Below are 19,221 nucleotides of genomic sequence, written 5' to 3' on the forward strand. Positions count from 1 at the left end.
GGACAGTGTTCGTGCAGTCGTGGTCGAACTACGCGCCGTGGTGGATTCGGCGGTCACATAGCGTGCGGCGGAGGCCCCCGTGATGGGTCCCGTGTCGTGCTGTGAGCCGCAGCCGGTTGTCAGCGCAACCGACGCGAGGACTATGAGGCAGCACAGTCGCTGGATCATCAGTTGCCCCGCTCGACGGTGACCGCATCACCGTGTGCTCCGCCCGCGGCCGGGGAAGAACCACCCGCCTGCTTTCGCTGAACCTCTGCCGACAGGGTCAATGTTGCGAAGGAGAAATCCACGTTCAGAGGCACGGTGAAAGTCAGGGTGCGCGTCGCCTCGTCGACTTGCAGTGCTGACGTGGCTGATTCAGAGCATGAACTCCGTTCGTTCCGGATGTCGAAGGCGAATCCGTCCGACGACTCCCAGACTTGTTCGTCGTACTGATTCGTACAACGCCAACCGTATACGAAATAGCTCTTCGATGTTCCGGTGCCGATGTGGACCACGACGAGTGAATCGTCGACTATCAGTTGCTCGCCGGCAGTTACGGTGAGAACCAATTCCTCACGCCGGTAGCGGCCGCACAGTTTGGTCACCGTGGATTCCGACCACTCCCGGCATGTGGTCTGCGCGGGCGCTGGATCCGGTGTCATCAGTTCCTGGTACTTGGTGCGCAGCCGTTCCAACTCGTCCGAGCGGATCGCCTGGATCTCGTACAGCGCATCGAGTTGCTTCGACATGCGCTGGACGCAAGCCATATTCCGCACATTCGCGACCTGGAAATCTCCCTTTCCGGAGGTTGTCAGCATGGCGATGGTGCCGACGTCGAGCGCGTGGCTGGAGTTGTCGTGCAGGAAGGAGATGCGCGCGGCGAAGACGAACGGCTTGGCGCTGGAGATGTTCTGCTCCTCCGGACCTATCCCGAGCGCCATCCTGTCGATGGTGCCCGGCTTCACCTCGAATCTCATGGCGCGTGTAACGGAGAACGGAACCGCTGGAAGTACTTTGGGAAGCTTGACCGAGTAACTCGCCGATACCACTCCGGGTCCCGCTCCACCGTTGGCGCAATCCTCGAATTCCTGTGCGAACAGAACTTCTATCGTTGCGCCCGTGATCAGGGCGGGTGCGTTGCCATTGTTCTTCAATGTGATGTCGACGACCGTGGTGTCGATCGCATTCTGCTTGTGCTCGAGCTGGCCGGTGCCGATGTTGTAGACGTCGGCATCCAGTTTGCTCGGCTCGGTGATCTCGACCGCGCCGATCTCCAGCCCCACGTGCGGACCCTCCGGCCAGAGCAGCATGGTGGAGGTGAAGAGTCCGAAGACGGTGATCAGTATCCCGGCGATGAGCAGCGCCCGGGTTTGCGGATCCCGCCATAGATTGAAGACTTTGCCGTGATCGCCGATGTACACACCCTGGGAGTTGTGTATCTCGAACGCGGTGTGCTCGGGCGTCCCGAATTGATTGCTCACAGTGGGCCGCTCAGAGCCGTTCGAGTTCGTAGAGGCGAGTTCCCTTGGAGTCGTACACGACTGCGTGGTCGGTGTCGGGGAACTCGATCGTGTAGGTGCTGCGGTTGGGGGATTGGGTGACGACCAGGGTGTAGCGGCCCTGCGCATTGGGTTTTTCGGATATGACACAGGTCATCGGGCCGCCGATGTCGAGGATTGTGCCTTGGGCGTAGTAGAAGCCGTCGCACTGGCCGCCGCTGGTGGTGAAAGTTTTGGTGCCTGTGTTGTCGGAGGGCGTCCAGGAGCCGGTGATGGTGGAGGAGTCGGGGGTGGTGCGTGTGCCCTTGGTGGTCTGGTCGATGGCGCCCACCGGGTTCGGGTTCCCATGGCTCACGGTGGGATCTGTTGTGGCAGTAGTGACTTCGCCGAAGGTCAGGCCATTCAGCTTGGCTGCGAGGAGACCGGCCGCGGCAAGGATGATGATCACGATGAGCAGGAACCGGCCGGGGTGGTCCTTGGCATAGTTGACGATCTTCGATGTGTTCGTGATGGTCAGGTCGCCGGCGACCTGCGCTCCGGCCGCGTTCACTCCAGCGAACTGGTCTGTCTTCGAACGAGATACCGAGGTGGGCTGGGGCTCGGTGGCCTCGTGTAGCTCGGCGGCGAAATCGGGGTTCGCAGCGGCTGCTCGGTCGAGGGCGCGTCGGGCTGAGGCGCGGGCTTGCGGCGTAACCGTGCCCGCTCGGGCCTCGGCGATCAGGCGCACGATCGCGGGGTCGCGTCCCAGTTCCCGATCGACGATCCCCCCGACGCGATCGATGGCCACGTCGAGTGCGGCCCCGGTGAGGGGGCCGATCTTCTTCCGGGCACGGTTCGCGTGGGGAACCGCCCAGGCGACGAGCAGGCCGATGACGAACTCCACGTGTCACCTGTCGCTTTCATCGTCATCGTCGGATCGGAATCCGGATAGCGTGGGATTCGGCCGGTTCCGCTTGTATCGGCCGTCGACCCAGAAGCTGAGGCTGCCCCAGATCATGAGGCCACCGAGGGCGACTGCGATCAGAATGATCAAGGCATCCATCGGAATTCACGCCCCCCGTTCGGCGATAACTACCTGAGCTTGCGGATCCTCGGCGAGGATTGCCGCGCGGACCTCGTTCATGAACTTGCGATAGACGCTGTATCCGTTCATGGTTTTGGGGGAGAGCGGGATGAACATATACGACTGCTGGGTGGTTTTGTAGGTGTCTATGCAGCTGCGACCGTTTGCGCCGGTGGGGGTGTCGGTGATGGCGACATGGAAGGTGATCAGCTCGTAGAAACCGGCCATGCTCCGTACGGAGAAGTTGGTCCGGCCGCGGTCGGCGCCTTCGAAACGCACCGCGCCGACGCCGATCGTTTTGGTGTTGTCACCGACAGTCTTCGTGATTTCAGCGAATCGATCTGCCGAGAGGCGTGTGGTGATGGAGAAATGGGAATCCGCGTATTTGTGCGTGCGGGACATGGGAACTCCAAGAATGTGTCAATCGTAAGCTCGTCCAGCCGCTGCCCCGAGAAGCGGTGCGGGAGACTCTACGCGCTTTCGATGAATTGTGTTGTGTTACCCGCCGGTTCGAGTTGTTCAGTCCCGACCGGCCCGGACTTTCTCTGTTATTGTCTGCCAATAGCAGACCGACCAGCTTTGATTCTCGCGGTCACCGTTTGAACGGAAGCAGAACTCCCGCACGGTTTCCCGGGCGAATATCCGTTGCGGCATGGCGCACGAAGTGTTCGATCTGCTTTCCTGCTTCGATTCCACGCCGCCGCCGCTCGTCGGCATCGCCGGCGTGGTGAATCAGGTCGATCTGCTCGACGACCGAGGTGGCGATCGTGCGCAATCCGGGATCGTCGGTGAGTATGTGCAGCCGCGACAACACCTCGAAAAGCGTCGCACGGCAGCGGTGCGCCTCGGCGACCGCCGCCTTTGCCTCGGCGCTGCCAGGTGAGTCGGTCTGCAACTGCCATCGCGTCAGCTCACTGAGCCGGTAGTGGATCGCTGCTCCGGTGAAGCGACCGTACGCGTCGAGTCGCTCCTGACGGTCGCGTTCGGCCCCTTGCCGCGCAGTCGCGCGGTCCGCGATGGAACGCTGTATGCAGAACGTCAGCAGGGAGCCGAGCAGCGTCGCCACCACCCCTATCGCCGAGGTCCACAGCGCGATCATGAGGCGGGCCCGGGAACTGCGTACATTCGTTTCTCCTCTCGGTCCGTCGGAACCTTCGGGAGCCGGCGTGAACAGGTCGACCGACCCCTCGAACCCGAGCGAATCCAATGGACACACTGCGGATTTCACGATCGAGCTGCACCGTGTACGGCCGTGGGATCGAGGTGCGGGTTCCCCGGAATTCGACGGAGTCCGGGGTCGCTCGGGGCGTATCCTGCTTCTCGAAACCTCGGCTCGACACGTTCGTTTCGACTTCCGGATCCATGAGACAGTCCGGAGCGGCCGGTGCGACCGGTACTCGGGCAGGTCCGGACAACGTCGTACACCTCGGAGTCGTTGAACCCGGCTACCGTGGCGACGGGACGGAGGGAGGTGGCATTGAGCCGAGAAGATATGCACGGCCTCGCATCACCGGATCCGCGTCGCATCAGCACGCGGCGTGAGTTCGGCCGGGAGCTGACGCTCGCCCGCCGCCGCAGCGGGCAGACCGTGCGACAGGTCGCCAATCGGGTGAAGTTGCCGACCAGCACCCTCGGCGGATACTTCGCCGGTACGCACCTTCCGGCGCTGCAGCCCGCGAACCAGCTCGTGAATCTGCTCGCGGCACTCGGTATCGACCGGGCCGAGGATGTACGGCGATGGGGCGAGGCATACTGGCGCGTTCGCGAAGGGTCCATGGCTGGAACAGCTCTCGACGACCCCGCGAATCCGGCGCGGCTGCTGGTGTCCACGCGCGCGCCGGTGGACCGGCTCGCAGTGGAGCCTCGCCTGCGCGGCCGCGAAGAGCTCGTCCGGCAACTCGACGACCGCGTCAGCGGTGCGGAGGGCGCGGCGCAGCTGCCCGCTGTGCACGTGTTGCAGGGACTGAGCGGTTGCGGGAAAAGCATGGTCGCCATAACCGTCGCTCATCACGCCGCGTCCGCGGGCATCCCCACCTACTGGATACCCGGGGAGAATCAGGCCACCTTCGCGGCCGGAATGCACGCTCTGACAGTCCAACTCGGTGCGTCGGGCTATCTGACGGAGGGCGGCAGTCCGCCCGACACCATCTGGCGCTGCCTGGACGATCTGTCCCATCGCTGGTTGCTGGTGCTCGACAATGTCGACGATCCGCAGCAGGTGCTGGCACTGCCGGGTACCCGGATCGGCGACGGCACCGGCTGGCTGCGGCCCATCGACGGAGGGCGTGGCACCGTCCTCGTGACAACCCGCGATGGCGACCAAGCGGTTTGGGGAAGTCCGCCACCACCGTGGATGACGATCCATCGGTTGGGCGGCCTGTCCGCAGCGGACGGCGCCGAGGTGCTGGCCGAACTCTCCGCTGCCGGTGGCCCCGAGGATGCCGCCGAACTGTCCGACCGGTTGGGCGGGCTGCCACTGGCGCTGATGCTGGCCGGCCGGTACCTGGCCGAATCGCACGCGATCCCGGAGGGCCTGGGCGCGAACGCCCTGCCGCGCACCTACCGGGAATACCGAGACGCTCTGCGGGAGAGCGGTTATCGCGATCTGATGCCCGCCCACGGGCGCGGCGACGAGCGCCTGATGATCGGGCGCAGCTGGCGCCTTTCGCTGGATCTATTGTCCCGGCGCGGTGTGCCCCGGGCGAGTGCCTTGCTGGGCACGCTGGCGTGCTTCGGTACCGAACCCATTCCGTACAGCGACCTGCTCGTCGCCGAATCGCTCGCGGGTACACCACTTTTCGAGGGAATCACCGCCCGCGGCGTCTGGCAGGCGCTGCGCGCGCTCGAAGACCTCGGCCTGATCACCATCAACGCCTCCGGCGATTGCGACGAGCACGCCTCCGATTCACTGGCGCTTCATCCGCTGGTGCGAGATATGGCCCGCCAGGATGCCGTCTCGGGACGACCGGCCGTCGCATACCTCGAGACCAGCACGACCCTGCTGCGTTCGGCATTGCGCAACGCACATCCGAAATCGCCTGCGGCATGGCACAAATGGCGTTCGCTCCTGAGCCACTGCACCGCACCGCTGGATCTGCTCGCCGTGCTTCCGACGGCCACATCGCCGGTGCGAGCGGCGCTCGAATTGGGCGGTGACGCGGCACAGTTCCTCCGTGCCCGGGGACTGCGCGAGCAGTCGGAGGCAACCTTTGCGGTCGTGCTGCGGTTGTGTGCGGAACGGCTCACCGACACCGATCCGCTGCGGTTGGACATCGAGCACAATTTCGCACGACTGCGCTACGACCAGAGCCGGTACGCAGAGGCCGAGCAGCTCTACCGAGCGGTGCTCGCGCGGCGGCGTGCGCGCCTCGGGCCGAGACATGCCGACACTTTGACCACCCAGCACTATCTCGCCCGCACGCTGCGCCGGTTGCGGAGATTCGACGAAGCGCGACAACTACTGAACGAGACCTACCAGGCGCGGTTGACCATATTGGGCGGGCTGCACCCCGACACCCTGACCAGCCGTCAGGGAATCGCCGATCTGTTGCGCGCGGAAGGCCACGGTGCGCAGGCGGAGTCGTTGTACGCGGAGGTGCTGGCGGCCCGGGCCGAGGTGCTCGGCCCGGAGCATCCCGCCACCCTGTCGACTCGTCAGTACCACGCGGAATTACTGCATGCGCACGGTGAGATCGCCGAGGCCGAGGCGGAACTGCGCCGGCTCTGGTCGGCGAATCAGCGGGTGCGCGGTGTGGATCATCCGCGCACGATCGCCGTGGGTTCCGCACTCGTCGATGTGCTGCGGGACACCGGCCGACCGGGAGATGCGGTCGAGGTGGCCGTGATCGTCGCGGTGGCCGCGCGGCGGCTCTTCGGTGCGATGCACCCCACGACCCAGGCGGTGCGTCAGAGCCTGGCCCTCATCGAATCGGAAATCGCCGATATGGCAGGCGAATCCGATGATTCCCCGGCTCCACCCCCAATTCACCGATCGGAGGCCACATGACGGAGCGGTACGGCGTTCTCGACCCGGAGCTGTATCAGGGTCTGGATCGTGAGGTCGCCGAGGTGCTGGCCGATTGGGCCGAATTACACACCCGTCATTACAAACTGGCACGCTGGCTGGTCAATGGCCGGAGCCTGCAGCCGGTGGCCGTGGTGCGCGAGACCGACGGTCACACCGGCAGGTCTACCATGCTCGTACTGAAAGTGATGTCTCCACAAGGTGATTCGCTGCAATCGCTGGAGTACGCCAGGCACCGCAAGGCGCAACGCAGCCAGTCGGCGTTCGCCGGTGAGCATCTGAGCACCTACTTTCACGACGCAGTGCCGGCGCCGTCCGGCCGCTGGATCACGTTCCAGCGGATCGCGGCCAACAGTCTGGCCAACACGGAGGTGTTGACCGTCCTGCTGCGTCGGATGCTGAAACTGGAGGATGCGACGGATCTGCCCGAGTACCACGAAATTGCCTGTACACCAGAGGTCTTCGCCGGTGCGTGCCGTGCGGTCGTCGGTGGCGTGCTCGGCGGGCTGGCGGGGCATCCGATGATTCCGCCGGGGGTGGAATGGAGCCTCGGCACATTCTTCCACCGCCATCTGTTCGACCAATTGGAGCCGGACGGCCGACTCGGAGCGTGGGCGCGTGAGTATCAGGCGGACCGGATCCGTTTCGCCGACGAACCCGGACTGCTGCCGAACCCGTTCGCCGTGGCCCAGGGGCGATTGCTCGCCGACATTGTGATCGGGCCGCTGCTCGGGCGCAGCCACGGTGACCTCCATACCGACAACGCGCTGATCCGGGTTCGGCCCCGCATGGTCGCCGAGGACTACTTCCTCATCGATACCGCGCTCTACGAGGATGACGGGCCACTCACCCGGGACCCCGTGCATCTGCTGCTGTACATCATCGCGCGATCCATGGAAGCCATTGCCCCGGTACAGCAGGGTGCGCTGATCGACTTGATCCTCGACCCGATCGACGGCCCCGCCCATCTGGTGCCAGGCTGGCTGTCCACGCTCATTCAGGGCATCGACGCCGAGACTCGGGCCTGGGTGGAGGAATCCGGGTTGGAGCAGGACTGGCGCGAGCAAACCTGTCTGTCGCTGGCCGCCTGCGCGATGCTGTTCCTCGGGCGAACCTCCACCCGAGAGATCGACAAGCCGTGGTTCTTACGGCTCGCGGCGCGAGCGGTCGCGAAGTTCGCCGCGGCCCGTCGTGTGCCGATCGTCGGATCGAATGGCGGGCAGGTCACGGACGTGCGGTCGCCGATTGTGCCGCAATCCGCCACCGGAATCGGTCAGGACCCCGCACCCGTGCCCGCCGCCGCATCGCGGCAGGAGGACGAGAGCAGGTCCGCTCGGCGGAAGAAGAGGGGGACGACCTTCAACATCCGCTTGAAGGGTGCGCAGGGTGTGCAGATCGGCGACAACGGCACGCAGGAGAACAGGTGGTGAAACACTACTGCGGTTGGACCACGATCGTGAGCCTGCCCATCGACGTGTTCTCCGGTGTGAGCACCCCGTCGAAACGAAACTTCAGGACCGATCCCCAGGTGATCATCGCCAGGGTTCCGTCGTAACGTGTTTCGCTGGAATAGCTTTCGCCATTGACGGCTCCGGAATTGCGGCAGACCATGGTCACCGGTTCACCGAACCGATCCGGCAGCGTGCAATCCCAGGAGAAGTACGATCCGGCCACTATCTCGTCCTTGTGGAAGGCGAAACCGGCCGATGTCCGCTGCATGGTGCCGGTGACGCTGGATTCGCCATAGCTGGAATCGCTCTGAACGATCCACGAACCGGAGAGATCGAGGGCGGCGGGCGCGGCGGTCGGCGGCGGTGGCTTCGAAACCGTGGTGGTCGCGGGTGTGGTCGGCTGCGGCGCCGCTGCCGCCGGTGTGGTGGTGCTCGGCCAGTCCGTGTGGTCGATGTCGCTCTCGCCGGTCGTCCCGACAGGTCGATCGAACGGACGCCCGGTCACGGTGTCTATCAACGTGATTCGAATCAGTGATGAGGTTCCCGGCGAGATCGCCCCGACGTGCTTGACATCGAAACCCGGCCATGCCGCACCGGTGAGCTTCGGTGCGTGCGGCAGTGCGGTGGCCAAGGTCAGCGGAGATCCGCTGAGACTGCGGAACCGCGGCACGCCGTGATCGTCCACCAGGACCGCGGTACCCGCCTGCAGGATCGATTGATGCGCCACCGGGCGGCCTTCCACCAGTGCGTAATTCGTGATCCGAACATCGATTCGCAGCAGCACCGGTGTCAGCTCCCTCAGGTACTGCACCAGCTCCGGCCCGGCGAGGCGTTTGCCCTGCGACCATGAGAAGGTCGTGTCGGAGGCGAAAACCGCTGCGGCGCTGCTCGCTTCATCCGGATGCGTGCCGTAGAACGCGATCAGCTCGTCCCGCTCGGTCAGCGCTCGATCCCGGGGCGCGCTGTACACGCCCGGCAGATCTCCGGAATACGGCTTGGCAGCGGCGGATCCGGCGGTGCCCGGCAGATCGGCCACGGGTTGTGTGCCGTCCGGGTGGTACACCGCAGGGGGCGTCGGCATGAACGGGTTGGCGCCCTGCTGGTCGCTCGGCTCCAGCAGAACCTCTGGCGGGCCTAGAGATTCGCTATTGGACCTCAGTGCGATGGCGGTCGCGAACACGCTCGAGGCGGTCAGCAGGATCACAACGAGAGTGGCGAAGAACCCAAGGCGGGTGAGGCGCAGGTGCGCGGTGTCATCGCGGTGGAACAGGTTGAACTGGATCCCGGCGCCGACCAGGATGCCCTCGGAGCGCTCGACATCGGTCGTGTAGGCGGACCCCGGTTCGGGTCCCTGACGGTCGGGTTTCTCGCTCACCTGGATGTCCTGGTTCTTTGCGAATCCTCTAGGGCTGTGGGGAGACGATCAGCGCGCCGGGCCGGGCGAGCTGGCGCATAGCACCCGGGGCCGACCCCACGCATTGGTCGCGTCCTGCAGACGCCGGGTGTCCAAGAGTGTCAGGCGGATCACTCCGGTGATGTCCACCGGCACCTCGACCGCCGGGTCGTTCGGGCCGACTTCGGTGGAGAAGAGCTCGCGATCGTCGCCGATCACGACGAACCGGCCGGTGCCGCCGCCCGATGAGTCGGTGTTCTTGCCTACCCAGGCCTCGAACCTGGTGCACTGTCCGCCGATCGCCCACACTGCCTTGTCGTTCTGGTCGGTCGCGCTGGACTGGTAGCTGCCGATAATGCTCGCCGGGTACGAGGAGGCGCCGATCCGCACCGGATCGACGGCATTGAATCCGTTGTTCCAGATGACGGCGCGCAACTTCGTCAGGTCGTACCAGATCGGCTGGGCGGCCCGTGGCGTGGTGGTCGTGCTGGACGAGACCGGGACGGTCGAGGTGCTGGTCGGCAGGCCACCCGTAATCGGCAGGGAGGGTAGGTTTTTCGCCGCATCGGCGGATTCCCCGTCGCGGGTCACCCACAGTGTCGCGGCCACACCCGCGACGACCAACACCAGCACCACGGCGACGATGCCCACTGTCCTGCCCGTGTCATGCTTTTTGTCCGTGTCGTGGAAATGATTGATCTGCGTACCGTTGTCGCCGAGTTGCAGCCCCTTGCCGCGATCCGCCTGCACCCGGTACTTCCGCTTCCCCGCCTTCTCCGCAGGCCCGTCCTGGTCGGGATACATGCTCACTTCGACGCCCACTCATCTGTCGGCCGACAAGGATTCGATCGGTATCGCAGGGTGCGGGAAGGTCCGCCACCGCTCAGGATTATGGACCCCGCAAGGTCGTCCCGGGACCGAAATCTGGCGCTGTGAACGGATATACGGCGTCCGATGTTGTCCGGGATGCCTCCGACGACCGTGAATCGGGCAAAACCAAGCGCAGGTGCCATACTCCAGTGGCTAGTTTGGCTGTTCGAACACAACGAAGGAGTGGTCATGGGTGGGTTTACTGTGGCGGAGGCCAAGGCGGTATTCGCGAAGGTCGATGCCAACAGTGACGGCTACATCACCCTCGAGGAGTACGTGCACGCCGTCGAGGCCTTCGGTTTCTCGACCGAGAGCGCCGAGAAAGCCGCCAAGTCGATCCTGGAGAAGGCCGACCTGAACGGCGACAAGAAGATCAGCCTCGAGGAATTCCTGACCCTCGTCAGCTGATTCAGCGGAGGAACAGCGGGAACCGCGCGGGCAGGCCGGCCAGTTCGGCCTGCCCCGCAGCGGAAGGCCCCGCCGCCATGGCCGATCCGGCAGGATTCGAACCTGCGACCTCCTGGGCTTCAACCAAGCGCTCTGACCGACTGAGCTACAGACCGTCGATCCGCCGAGGGCGGAGCCGAAACTCCGCCCTCGGCGGAACATAGTGGCGGTGGTCGGATTCGAACCGACGACCCGTGGATTATGAGCCCACTGCGCTTCCTGACTGCGCCACACCGCTATGTGAGGGAATTCCTCGCGGAAGACAGAGAACTCGAATCCCAAGCCGAATGGCTCAACTCCGTTAGCAACAGGTTCCGGCCCCCGGCCGGTTTGTCTTCCCTGGTGGAGGTTTCTCACCTCCGCTCCCGCTGCTCCGTGGAACGCTGCGGTGCACCAACATTCGCAGGCGAAGGGGGCGGGATGCAACCGAATATTTCGGCGTCGGCCCGGATGTCAGATTCGGGACGTCCGCCATTGCTGTGCGGGACGTTGGGCATCACTGTTCCGATGACTCGGTCGCGGCCCGATTCGGCTGCGTAGCTTTGCTCGTACCGCTGGCCGAGGAGTCGGCGGAAAGGCTCGACCTCTGCCGAGGAGTCCGCGATGCGCCGAGTACGTATGATGCTGTCCGCCGCCCTTGTATCTGTCGCTGTCGCAGGCGGTCTCGCGGTTGGGACCGGGCCCGCCTCCGCTGCCTCGGTGACGATCTATCCCAATATTGCTGACACCAACTGTGGTTTCGGCGGATGGGTGTGGGCCGTGCAGATCGCCGCCATTCCGGGCAATTCGAAGAACTGGACGTCGGGACGCTGGGTCGCACTCCAGGTCCCCGGCGGACAATACATTCGCATCGTCGCCAATGTGAACTGCGCTTACTGGTGGAACAGGAAGGGCGGAACATACAAGGTGGTGCAGGGGAGCATCGCGTCAGCCAAGGCCAATACGTCGTACTGGTTCTGACGCCGTCGGCTGGTCGACCGCCTGGGTGCGTGGGCGGGCTGGTCAGACCAGGTTCAGGGTGTCGAGGAGACGGCTGGCGAGGGCTGTGTCTCCGGTGAGCTCGAGATTGTGGTCGCGCCACGGGCTGCGGGTGGTTGCCCAGCTGGGAAAGTCGATGGCGCTGCCGGTTATTCGGGCGGAGGCGCCCTCGGCGTCGCCGTGCCGGACCGAGAGGCGGCCCTGGCCTGCCGGCTGTATGCGCCACGTGCCGCCGCCTGGGCCGATGAGAGTGAGGGCCACGGGGGTGTCGAGCCAGGCCAATGTCCGGGCCTGGGATTGCTCGAGTAGAGCCATCAGCCAGCCCAAGATCGCGGCCATGCGGGTCTCGTCGGTGGCGGGTGCCGGTCGGCCGAGGGCGGGGGCGATGTCGTGGCGGAGGTGGGTGTGCAGGTCGAAGGTGAAGAGTGCGGGGAGGATTCGGGCGGGGTAGGTGCCGAGTTCGCCGATGCGCAGGGGGATGTGGTTGAGGGCGGGTGCGGAGGTCACGGACATGGCGGCGGTGCCCACCCGCGTCCAGCGGGAGAAGCCGGAGAGCACGCGCTGCGGGGAATGGGAGCGGGCGGCGGCGACCGACCGCTCGTTGAGCTGCTCGACGTCGCCGGTCGTCATGAAGCGAAGGGCGGCCGGGGTGACCAGCGCTCGGGTTTCCGCGGCCATATGGGCGACAACGTCTTTCACGGTCCATCCGGCCGCCCGGCTCGGGGTGTGCCATTCGGCCTCGGTGAGGTCGGCGCAGAAGTCGAGCACGGCCTGGCGCTCGCGGCGCAGGGCGTCCAAGTCGGGTGCGGGCATGCTCCTCATTCCAGTGGGCGAGCCGGTGTACGTCAACGGCGGACTTCACGCTCCGAACAGCTCAGTTGCGCAGGGTGTTCAGGATCTGTGCGGCCTGATGGTTTGCGCCCAGCTGGTTGGGATGGAACGGGACGGCGGGGCCGTGCGGGGCGGTGGAGTAGGGGACCAGGCCCTCCACCCAGCGGACGCCGTCGGGGCGGCAGGCGTCGTGGTCGCGGCTGCCGGTGTAGGTGTCGACGAACTCGACCTCGGTGGTGGCGGCGACGCGGGCGAGCATGGAGTTGAGCTCGATGAGCTTGTGGCCCAGCCAGTTCGCGTCCTCCGCGGTGATGGGAATCTGCGGGTAACAGCTGCGGCCGGGGGAGATTCCGGCCAGATAGTCGACGAGCAGGATGCGGGCTCGCGGTGCGCGGGAACGGATTCCGGCGATGGCGGCCACCACCTTCGGCTCGGCGGCGCGGATATTGGCGGACATGCGGTCGCCGCCGTCGGCGGCGGTGCGCACCGGGGTACAGCCGGAAACGGTGGGGGAGGTGGTGACGCATTTGGGGACTATTCCGGCCAAACCCGCGTCATTGCCGCCTATTTCGAGGGTCACCAGATCGGTATCGGCGGTGAGGCGATCGAATTGCGGGGGATTGGAGGTGCCCTCGGGCAGAAGTTGTGGCTCGGTGAGATCGGAGGTGGTGGCCGACGCGCATGTGGCATCACGGAATTGCGGGACCGCCAATGCGGCGGCGACCTGTTTGGCATAGGAATCAGCGCTCTGGACACAGCCGAGCGGCACGAATTCGGTGGTGATCTGACTGAAGGTCGCACCCGCCGCCCACGAATCACCCAGGGCCACATACTCGCGGAACCGTTGCTGCGAACTCCCCGCCGGGGTTGCTCCGGCGGGGGAGTTCAGCGTCACCGCCGCGGCGGCGCAGGCCATGACAAGGCACGTCGTTGTGCGCATCGAATTCTCCAGAGGTAGACGAACGTCCAGCCGAGCCGTGGTCGTGGCCTCGGAATTTCGATGCCCAATAGAGCACACGCACCCGCCGTAATCGTGGATCGACACGATCTTGGCGGGTGCGCGGCCGCGGAACGGGTCAGGCGGTTGCCGGGAGGATGTAGCGGCGACAGAGCGCGGTCCACGCGTAGTTGCCGTGCACCCAGCGCTCGAAGCTGCGCGCGACCTTGCGCTCGGCCGGACTCAGATCGGTCATGGCCACCAGCAGGGCGATCTCCTCGGCCTGCTGTTCGAGCAGCTGGGTGTAGAGCGCGACGATATCCTTCAGGGCGACGGACAAACTCGTCTCATTGCGCAGCACCGTGACGAAATTCAGGGAATCGTCTTCCTTGACGACGGAGTAGAGATCGTTGACTATTGCGCACAGCACCGCGCTGGTATGGCGGACTTCGCGGAACAGCCGAATATGCGGGGAGGCGATTTCACCCCACGCGAGTTCGATCAGATCGAAGGGCGGGAATAGCCCGATACTCAAGGTGCGTAGGTATAGGTATGCCTCCGGTGACGGGACGAGATCCGTTTGGCGATAAGGCATTTCGAAAAGGCAGCCGTGGAAGAACAGTCGCATACTGGTGGCGAACCGGTCCAGCCACGCCTCACTGGCCAGCCGCGCGCACTCCGCGCGAAAATCGCTGAGCGCCAGCAGATATGGGTTGTCGTCCGGCGGAGTGCCGCCGCGCAGCACCTGTTCGCACGCGTCGAACATTTCGATCGCCGCGCTGGGATCGGCGCCCTCGCCGTATAAGTCGTCGAAAAGGAACATCCAGCCGATGAGCTTCGCGGCGAGCTCGACCACCTGGATGGGCGCGCCCGGGAGCGCGTAGGCGGCGCAACTCCAACAGCAGGTTTTCTCGAAATGCCCGCCCCCGTCTATCCCATGGCGATGAGCCCACTGCAGCACCCGTTTGCGAAGGTGGTCCATGTGGGGGCTCGGGAAGACTTGCTCATGCGGCAACAACTCGACGGCCGCCATGATTTCCTGCATCTGGATTTGTGACTTCATCGGACTTCCTCACTGGCCTTCCTGTCCTGTGCGAGAGCGTACGTACACGCGCCGCGACCAGGACTCATTTCGCGCAGGCGTGCACCGTCACCTGCGTGTGCGGCAAGTGGGGATCGAGAACGTCGATGTCATGACGCCTCCACGAATCGGCGGAATCTCTCGGTGCGTTCGAAGCGAGGTGAAGCAGCACTCAGAGCAACGCCCCGAGCTGCCGGACCACCCCTTCTGCGTCGACCGCAGAGAGATCTATTGTCCCTCAGGAACGTTCATGCGTGGAAGCAGCCGGGAGCTATCGAAGAGGTAACGACCGCTGTCCCTGTTCGCTGAGTGGCTGCCGGAGCGCGAGATTTCGCCGTGACCAGTGAAACAGCCTCGGAGGCAGTAGGATTCGGACCGTTTGCCGATGCGGTAGGGTAACGGTCGGGTCTCGCGGGAAGCCGATCATGGCTTGCGGTCAGCGTTTTCGGGATTCGGTCGCCAGTTGGTCACGGAATTGGCCTGGGGTCTGGCCGGTTTCCTCCCGGAACGCCCGGTAGAAGTGACGATCCGTGCTGAATCCGGCCGCGGCGGCAATGGCGGCCAGGGAGCGGGCCGGGTCGGCGCGCAGCAGCCGGCGGGCATGCTCGATGCGAACACGGCGAACGATCTCGGCCGGGCCGCCGAAACCCTCGCACACCCGGAACAGGGTGCGCCGGGAGATGTGGCAGGCGCGCGCGATCTCGTCGACGGTGAGATCGGGATCGGTGGAGCGGCTGCGGATGTAAGCGAACACCTGGCGGCGGGTATACGCCGAGTCCGAGGGGGCCGGGGTGGTGTTGCCGGCGGCCAGCAGCAGACCCGAGGCCATCATGGCGGCCGAATCCGTGCCGAAGACGGTAATGGCCCGATCGACTTCCTCCGGCGGCAGGGCGGCCAGCCCGCGGAAGAAATCGGCGACAATGCCGACCGCGCCGGTGGTGGGAACCGCTGTGGCAATGGGCAATCGGTCCCTATTCAAACCGCAGTGATCCAGGATCAATTGCAGCGGTGCGCGAACCAGCGTGGAGACGCAATTGTCGGTGGTGTGGCTCTCGAGCGGCCGGCCGCTGTCGAAGAATGAGATGGTGCCGGGCGTGCATGCGGCGGTGCGGCCGTCCTGCTCGGTCCAATTCGTGCCCTCCGCAACGATATTCACCAGCAGGAATTCGCCGGTGGATCGTTCGACCATGCGCTGGGTGCGTAGTGCGCGCTGCGCGCTGGCCTGCATGTGGGAGACGGCGAAACCGTCGAATTGTGTTGTGGTGACCCGGCCGTACCAGTGGTTGTGGTGCAGCGGCTGGATCAGTGAGGGCGCGACGGCATCCGACATCAGCCCCTCCCACTGTTCGAAGGCCTGGCGCGGCGTAACGGTCGAGGAGGAAGAGATCTCGACGGTGCCGTAATTGGCATTCTGCACGCCGCAATCCTCTCATCGATCAATCGCCGAGCAATCGGATTTCGGGCGACCTCCGGCGTGAAATCCCGAGCTGGACCGATTCAGTCGATTCGCCGGAGTCAAAGGCGGTGCGGCGCAGCGGACCCCGGCCGCGGTGCGGCCGGGGCCGGGGCCTCGCCCACCGTCATCGAGACCCGTTGGTACTCAGCTGGATTGCAGATGTGATCGTGCACACCGCAGATGGCGAATCGCAGACGGACGTCCCATATGCCCGTTACGCTGAGTTGATTCTCACTGGCGGCCCGGCCGCCGCCGGCCATGGAGCAGCAGCTCATGAATGAACACGAACTGCGACAGCTGGAGATCCCCCTCCCGTTCGCCCCCCAGCGCCATCCGATGAGCGATGCCGCCCAACACCGCGCTGGCGTGTGGGCGCGCCGCCACGGACTGCTCGAAACCGACACCGACGCAGCGCGATTCGATGCGCTGGGCTATGGTCGTTTCGCCGCCCACTGGTGCCCCACCGCCAACTTCTCCGACCTGGTCCTCATGGCCGAATGGATCACCCTCTTCTTCTTTTTCGACGATCTGCAGGATCAGGCCATCGCCACCGGCAACGGGGGCGAGTATGACGATCTGCGCCACGACGCCACCCGGATCATCCGCGGCCGCGCGGCCGCGCCGACCGATCACCCCGTCCTGACGGCGCTTTCGGAACTGTGCGTACGCACCTCTGCGCGCAACTCCGCGGCGTGGGCCCGCCGATTCGCCCTCGACCTCGAGATCTGGTTGCTGGGCCACGCCCGCGAGAACGCCTTCCGCCGCGCCGCCCGCACCCCCGGCCCCGACGAATACCCGCGCCTGCGCCGCGACGCCTGCACCGTCCTGCCCACCGTCGACCTGGCCGAAATCATCGAGCACACCGAGATTCCCGACGCCCTCTACTTCGGCCCCAGCTACCAGCAGATCATCGCCACCACCGCCGACATCATGTGCTGGATCAACGACCTGCACTCCCTGGCCCGCGAACTCGACGCCGAAGACCCCATCAACATGGTCACCGTCCTGCGTCACCACCGCGCCCTCACCCTCGCCGAAGCCGTCGACGAAGTCCGCCACGCCATCGACGCCCGCATCCGCGACCACCAATCCGCCATCACCACCCTCACCACCGAAATGGACGCCCTCCACCTCTCCGCCCACACCCGCCACGGCATCCTCCGCTGCGTCCGCGACTGCGGCTCCGCGATCGCCGGCATGGAATCCTGGGACCGCACGGACACAGTCCGTTTCGCGGCGGATCACAGCTACCCCGTACCCTCGAAATCCCAACCGGTATCAGGGCATTCGACGTGACGAACACGATGGCCCCCGGGTTTCGCCACGAGGATCAGATTCGGGAGCTGGCCGGGCTCGGCATCGCCGCCTCGGTGTTCAGCCGTCACATCTATGTCTGGGGTGACCGGCACCGAGAGATTTTCCTGGGCCCGGAGCGCGCCGCCCGCCTACACCAGCGAGGCCGCCGCGGCAGCGATCTGTCCGGCATCCGCTGTGAACAGACCTGGGTCGGTGGCGTGCGGCGGTGGCAGTCCGGCTAGCCCGCCGGTTGGCCCGGTTCCAGGTCTGCGACGCCGTCGAAGCGGAGGGGGTGGGAGAGGTCGGTGGGGGCGCCGGCGGCGGTGGGGGCGAGGACGAAGCCGACGTGGTCGCCGAAGTCGGTGCGCTGGACCACCTCGCCGGTGAACCAGGCCGCGGCGCCGTGCAGGATCGGTAGGCCGTGGGCGCCCGGGTGCCAGTCGCAGTGCTCGAATTTGTCCAGGTCCGTGCCGGTTTCGGAGCCGAAGAGCTGGGCGAGGGGCAGGCCGTCCTGGTCGAGAAGGTGGACTGCGAGGTGGGTGGCCGCGGCGGCGACGGTGAAGGTGTAGTTGTTGGTGGACAGGCCCACCAGGAAGCGGCGGGGTTCGATGCTGACCTGGGCCGCGAAGCCGACCAGGCAGCCGGCGCGCTGGTCGCCCGCGACCGCGGTCACGATCCACACCGGGGCGTCGGCACGAGCGACGATCGTGTCGAATGCGCGGAGCAGATCCTCGGCCATGGCAGTGAGATTACTGGTCGAGGGCTATGCGGTCCTGTTCGGCCAGGATGGTGACGGCGTGTGCGGCCTCGGTGCGGGTGACATAGCGGCCGCGTGCGTCGGCGGCCTCGGGATCAGGCGTTTCCAGCCACAGCAGCGGGTCGCCGCCGGCCGGATCGGTGCGCCAGATCATGTGCAGGCAGCCGCCCGAGCGGCCTTCGAACACCACGAAATGGCCGGGGACGGCATCCATTTCGTGCACCCACAGCAGCGCGGAATCCAGTGTGTGCGGCCAGGATCGGTCGTCGGCGCGATAGCGGTTGCGGAGCCGGAGTTCGAGCATGGGGGTGGCGGGGCGGAGGGCGGCCTCGGCCAGGTCGGCGGGGTCGAATCGGCCGGTGTGGAAGAGCGGGCCGAACAACGCCCATCCGGCGTCGCGGGGGATGTCGACCGGGTGGACCCGCTCGTCGCCGGGGAGCCGCAGGGTGCCGATCACTCGATCGAACCGGCGGCGCAGCCGGAACCGCTGGCCGAAGACGCCCTCCACGGTGATCTCCTGCGGGCCGTGCAGCGCCTCCGGCAGATCCCGGTCGAACACGTCCTGCGCGATGGTCGACGCGGGCCTGGTCATATTCCTGGCTCTGCGATTGGCCCGGTAGCGGCCGCCGGGACTGTCGTCGACCCGCTGCACCCGCGCCGCCGGCACCGGCAAGCGATCCCAGTCGCGGTGGTCGAGGCCCAGGACCTTGCCGAAGACCCGGCCGCGGGCCCGGCCCTCGATATCGTCGCCGTCGGCCAGTTCGGAGCTGTGCACCGGCACCACCTGGAGCGCGCAGTCGGCGAATTCCGGTCTGGTGGCGAAGAATCCGGTGTGGCCGGGGCCGAACAACGCCGCGCGGTCCAACCGCACGCCCGCTACCCCGAGCGGCCGAAGGTGCACGCCCGCACCGAGATCCGGCATATCCATCAGCTCGTCCACGGCTTCGAGCAGGGCCGCCGCGATATCCTCCCGGTAGCCGGATCGCGCGAGCATGGCCAGCACCCGGCCATGGCGAATGTGATAGACGACCGTCGTCGTCTCACGAAGAGTGAAGGTTTCGATCCACACCTCGTGCCGCCCGATCCGGCCCGGGGCGAAGGGCACATTCGGGCGGTCACGCTGGATGAGCTCGGCGAGAGCGGGGGACTGAGCCAT

The 19,221-nt window shown here is 65.9% G+C and carries 18 protein-coding genes and 2 tRNA genes; 6 read left to right on the forward strand and 14 right to left on the reverse strand.

Annotated features, from left to right (window positions below):
* Window positions 1-167: 167 nt before the first annotated feature.
* The 4 genes from H0264_RS22595 to H0264_RS22610 form a co-directional block, all read right to left on the reverse strand.
* A complete protein-coding gene (locus H0264_RS22595) occupies window positions 168-1,463 on the reverse strand; it encodes a hypothetical protein (protein ID WP_181579387.1) in 1,296 nt (431 codons plus the stop codon).
* A 10-nt stretch (window positions 1,464-1,473) separates the two neighbouring features.
* Complete coding sequence (locus H0264_RS22600; RefSeq protein WP_181579388.1) at window positions 1,474-2,364, reverse strand: hypothetical protein; 891 nt, start codon at window positions 2,362-2,364, stop codon at window positions 1,474-1,476.
* Window positions 2,365-2,529: 165 nt separating this feature from the next.
* Window positions 2,530-2,946 carry a hypothetical protein gene (locus tag H0264_RS22605; RefSeq protein WP_181579389.1) on the reverse strand — a complete coding sequence of 139 codons (417 nt, stop codon included), beginning with the start codon at window positions 2,944-2,946 and terminating at the stop codon, window positions 2,530-2,532.
* 190 nt (window positions 2,947-3,136) lie between these two features.
* Window positions 3,137-3,610, reverse strand: a complete 474-nt coding sequence (locus H0264_RS22610) for a hypothetical protein (RefSeq protein WP_181579390.1) — start codon at window positions 3,608-3,610, stop codon at window positions 3,137-3,139.
* 411 nt (window positions 3,611-4,021) lie between these two features.
* Here H0264_RS22610 and H0264_RS22615 point away from each other — a divergent pair, with 411 nt between their 5' ends.
* The gene (locus H0264_RS22615; RefSeq protein WP_181579391.1) at window positions 4,022-6,550 is read left to right on the forward strand and encodes an XRE family transcriptional regulator; all 2,529 of its coding nucleotides are present in this window, start codon (window positions 4,022-4,024) and stop codon (window positions 6,548-6,550) included.
* Window positions 6,547-7,998: a hypothetical protein gene (locus tag H0264_RS22620; protein WP_181579392.1), complete on the forward strand. Its 1,452-nt coding sequence runs from the start codon at window positions 6,547-6,549 to the stop codon at window positions 7,996-7,998. The genes H0264_RS22615 and H0264_RS22620 overlap by 4 nt, the downstream gene beginning before the upstream one ends.
* 4 nt (window positions 7,999-8,002) lie before the next feature.
* Here H0264_RS22620 and H0264_RS22625 read toward each other — a convergent pair whose 3' ends face one another.
* Both H0264_RS22625 and H0264_RS22630 read right to left on the reverse strand, forming a co-directional pair.
* Window positions 8,003-9,394: a DUF6777 domain-containing protein gene (locus H0264_RS22625; RefSeq protein ID WP_181579393.1), complete on the reverse strand. Its 1,392-nt coding sequence runs from the start codon at window positions 9,392-9,394 to the stop codon at window positions 8,003-8,005.
* A gap of 48 nt (window positions 9,395-9,442) precedes the next feature.
* A complete protein-coding gene (locus H0264_RS22630; RefSeq protein ID WP_244976277.1) occupies window positions 9,443-10,216 on the reverse strand; it encodes an NPCBM/NEW2 domain-containing protein in 774 nt (257 codons plus the stop codon).
* Window positions 10,217-10,471: 255 nt separating this feature from the next.
* Between H0264_RS22630 and H0264_RS22635 the strand changes: the two genes are divergently transcribed.
* Entirely contained in the window at window positions 10,472-10,690 is a 219-nt protein-coding gene (locus H0264_RS22635; protein ID WP_181579395.1) for an EF-hand domain-containing protein, read from the forward strand.
* Window positions 10,691-10,768: 78 nt separating this feature from the next.
* Here H0264_RS22635 and H0264_RS22640 read toward each other — a convergent pair.
* Both H0264_RS22640 and H0264_RS22645 read right to left on the reverse strand, forming a co-directional pair.
* Window positions 10,769-10,845: transfer RNA gene (locus H0264_RS22640), tRNA-Phe, on the reverse strand.
* 48 nt (window positions 10,846-10,893) lie between these two features.
* Window positions 10,894-10,967 (reverse strand) — tRNA-Met (locus tag H0264_RS22645).
* A gap of 461 nt (window positions 10,968-11,428) precedes the next feature.
* On the opposite strand from H0264_RS22645, the gene H0264_RS22650 reads away from it, so the two are divergent.
* A complete protein-coding gene (locus H0264_RS22650; RefSeq protein ID WP_181579396.1) occupies window positions 11,429-11,689 on the forward strand; it encodes a hypothetical protein in 261 nt (86 codons plus the stop codon).
* A 42-nt stretch (window positions 11,690-11,731) separates the two neighbouring features.
* Here the strand turns inward: H0264_RS22650 and H0264_RS22655 are convergent, their stop codons facing one another.
* From H0264_RS22655 to H0264_RS22670, 4 genes are all read right to left on the reverse strand, one after another.
* Window positions 11,732-12,520 carry a maleylpyruvate isomerase family mycothiol-dependent enzyme gene (locus tag H0264_RS22655; RefSeq protein ID WP_181579397.1) on the reverse strand — a complete coding sequence of 263 codons (789 nt, stop codon included), beginning with the start codon at window positions 12,518-12,520 and terminating at the stop codon, window positions 11,732-11,734.
* A 61-nt stretch (window positions 12,521-12,581) separates the two neighbouring features.
* Window positions 12,582-13,478: an SGNH/GDSL hydrolase family protein gene (locus H0264_RS22660; protein ID WP_181579398.1), complete on the reverse strand. Its 897-nt coding sequence runs from the start codon at window positions 13,476-13,478 to the stop codon at window positions 12,582-12,584.
* Window positions 13,479-13,614: 136 nt separating this feature from the next.
* Window positions 13,615-14,508 carry a terpene synthase family protein gene (locus H0264_RS22665; protein ID WP_181579399.1) on the reverse strand — a complete coding sequence of 298 codons (894 nt, stop codon included), beginning with the start codon at window positions 14,506-14,508 and terminating at the stop codon, window positions 13,615-13,617.
* A 484-nt stretch (window positions 14,509-14,992) separates the two neighbouring features.
* The gene (locus tag H0264_RS22670) at window positions 14,993-15,973 is read right to left on the reverse strand and encodes an AraC family transcriptional regulator (protein WP_181579400.1); all 981 of its coding nucleotides are present in this window, start codon (window positions 15,971-15,973) and stop codon (window positions 14,993-14,995) included.
* Between the two features lie 312 nt (window positions 15,974-16,285).
* Between H0264_RS22670 and H0264_RS22675 the strand changes: the two genes are divergently transcribed.
* Window positions 16,286-17,308 (forward strand): terpene synthase family protein, encoded by a 1,023-nt coding sequence (locus tag H0264_RS22675; RefSeq protein ID WP_181579401.1) that lies wholly within the window; start codon window positions 16,286-16,288, stop codon window positions 17,306-17,308.
* Window positions 17,305-17,550: a hypothetical protein gene (locus H0264_RS22680; RefSeq protein WP_181579402.1), complete on the forward strand. Its 246-nt coding sequence runs from the start codon at window positions 17,305-17,307 to the stop codon at window positions 17,548-17,550. Before H0264_RS22675 ends, H0264_RS22680 begins: the two co-directional genes overlap by 4 nt.
* Here the strand turns inward: H0264_RS22680 and H0264_RS22685 are convergent.
* The gene (locus H0264_RS22685; protein WP_181579403.1) at window positions 17,547-18,047 is read right to left on the reverse strand and encodes a flavin reductase family protein; all 501 of its coding nucleotides are present in this window, start codon (window positions 18,045-18,047) and stop codon (window positions 17,547-17,549) included. The genes H0264_RS22680 and H0264_RS22685 overlap by 4 nt on opposite strands.
* Before the next feature lie 10 nt (window positions 18,048-18,057).
* Window positions 18,058-19,221 (reverse strand): hypothetical protein, encoded by a 1,164-nt coding sequence (locus H0264_RS22690; protein WP_181579404.1) that lies wholly within the window; start codon window positions 19,219-19,221, stop codon window positions 18,058-18,060.

It is taken from the genome of Nocardia huaxiensis (assembly GCF_013744875.1).
Lineage (GTDB): Bacteria > Actinomycetota > Actinomycetes > Mycobacteriales > Mycobacteriaceae > Nocardia > Nocardia huaxiensis.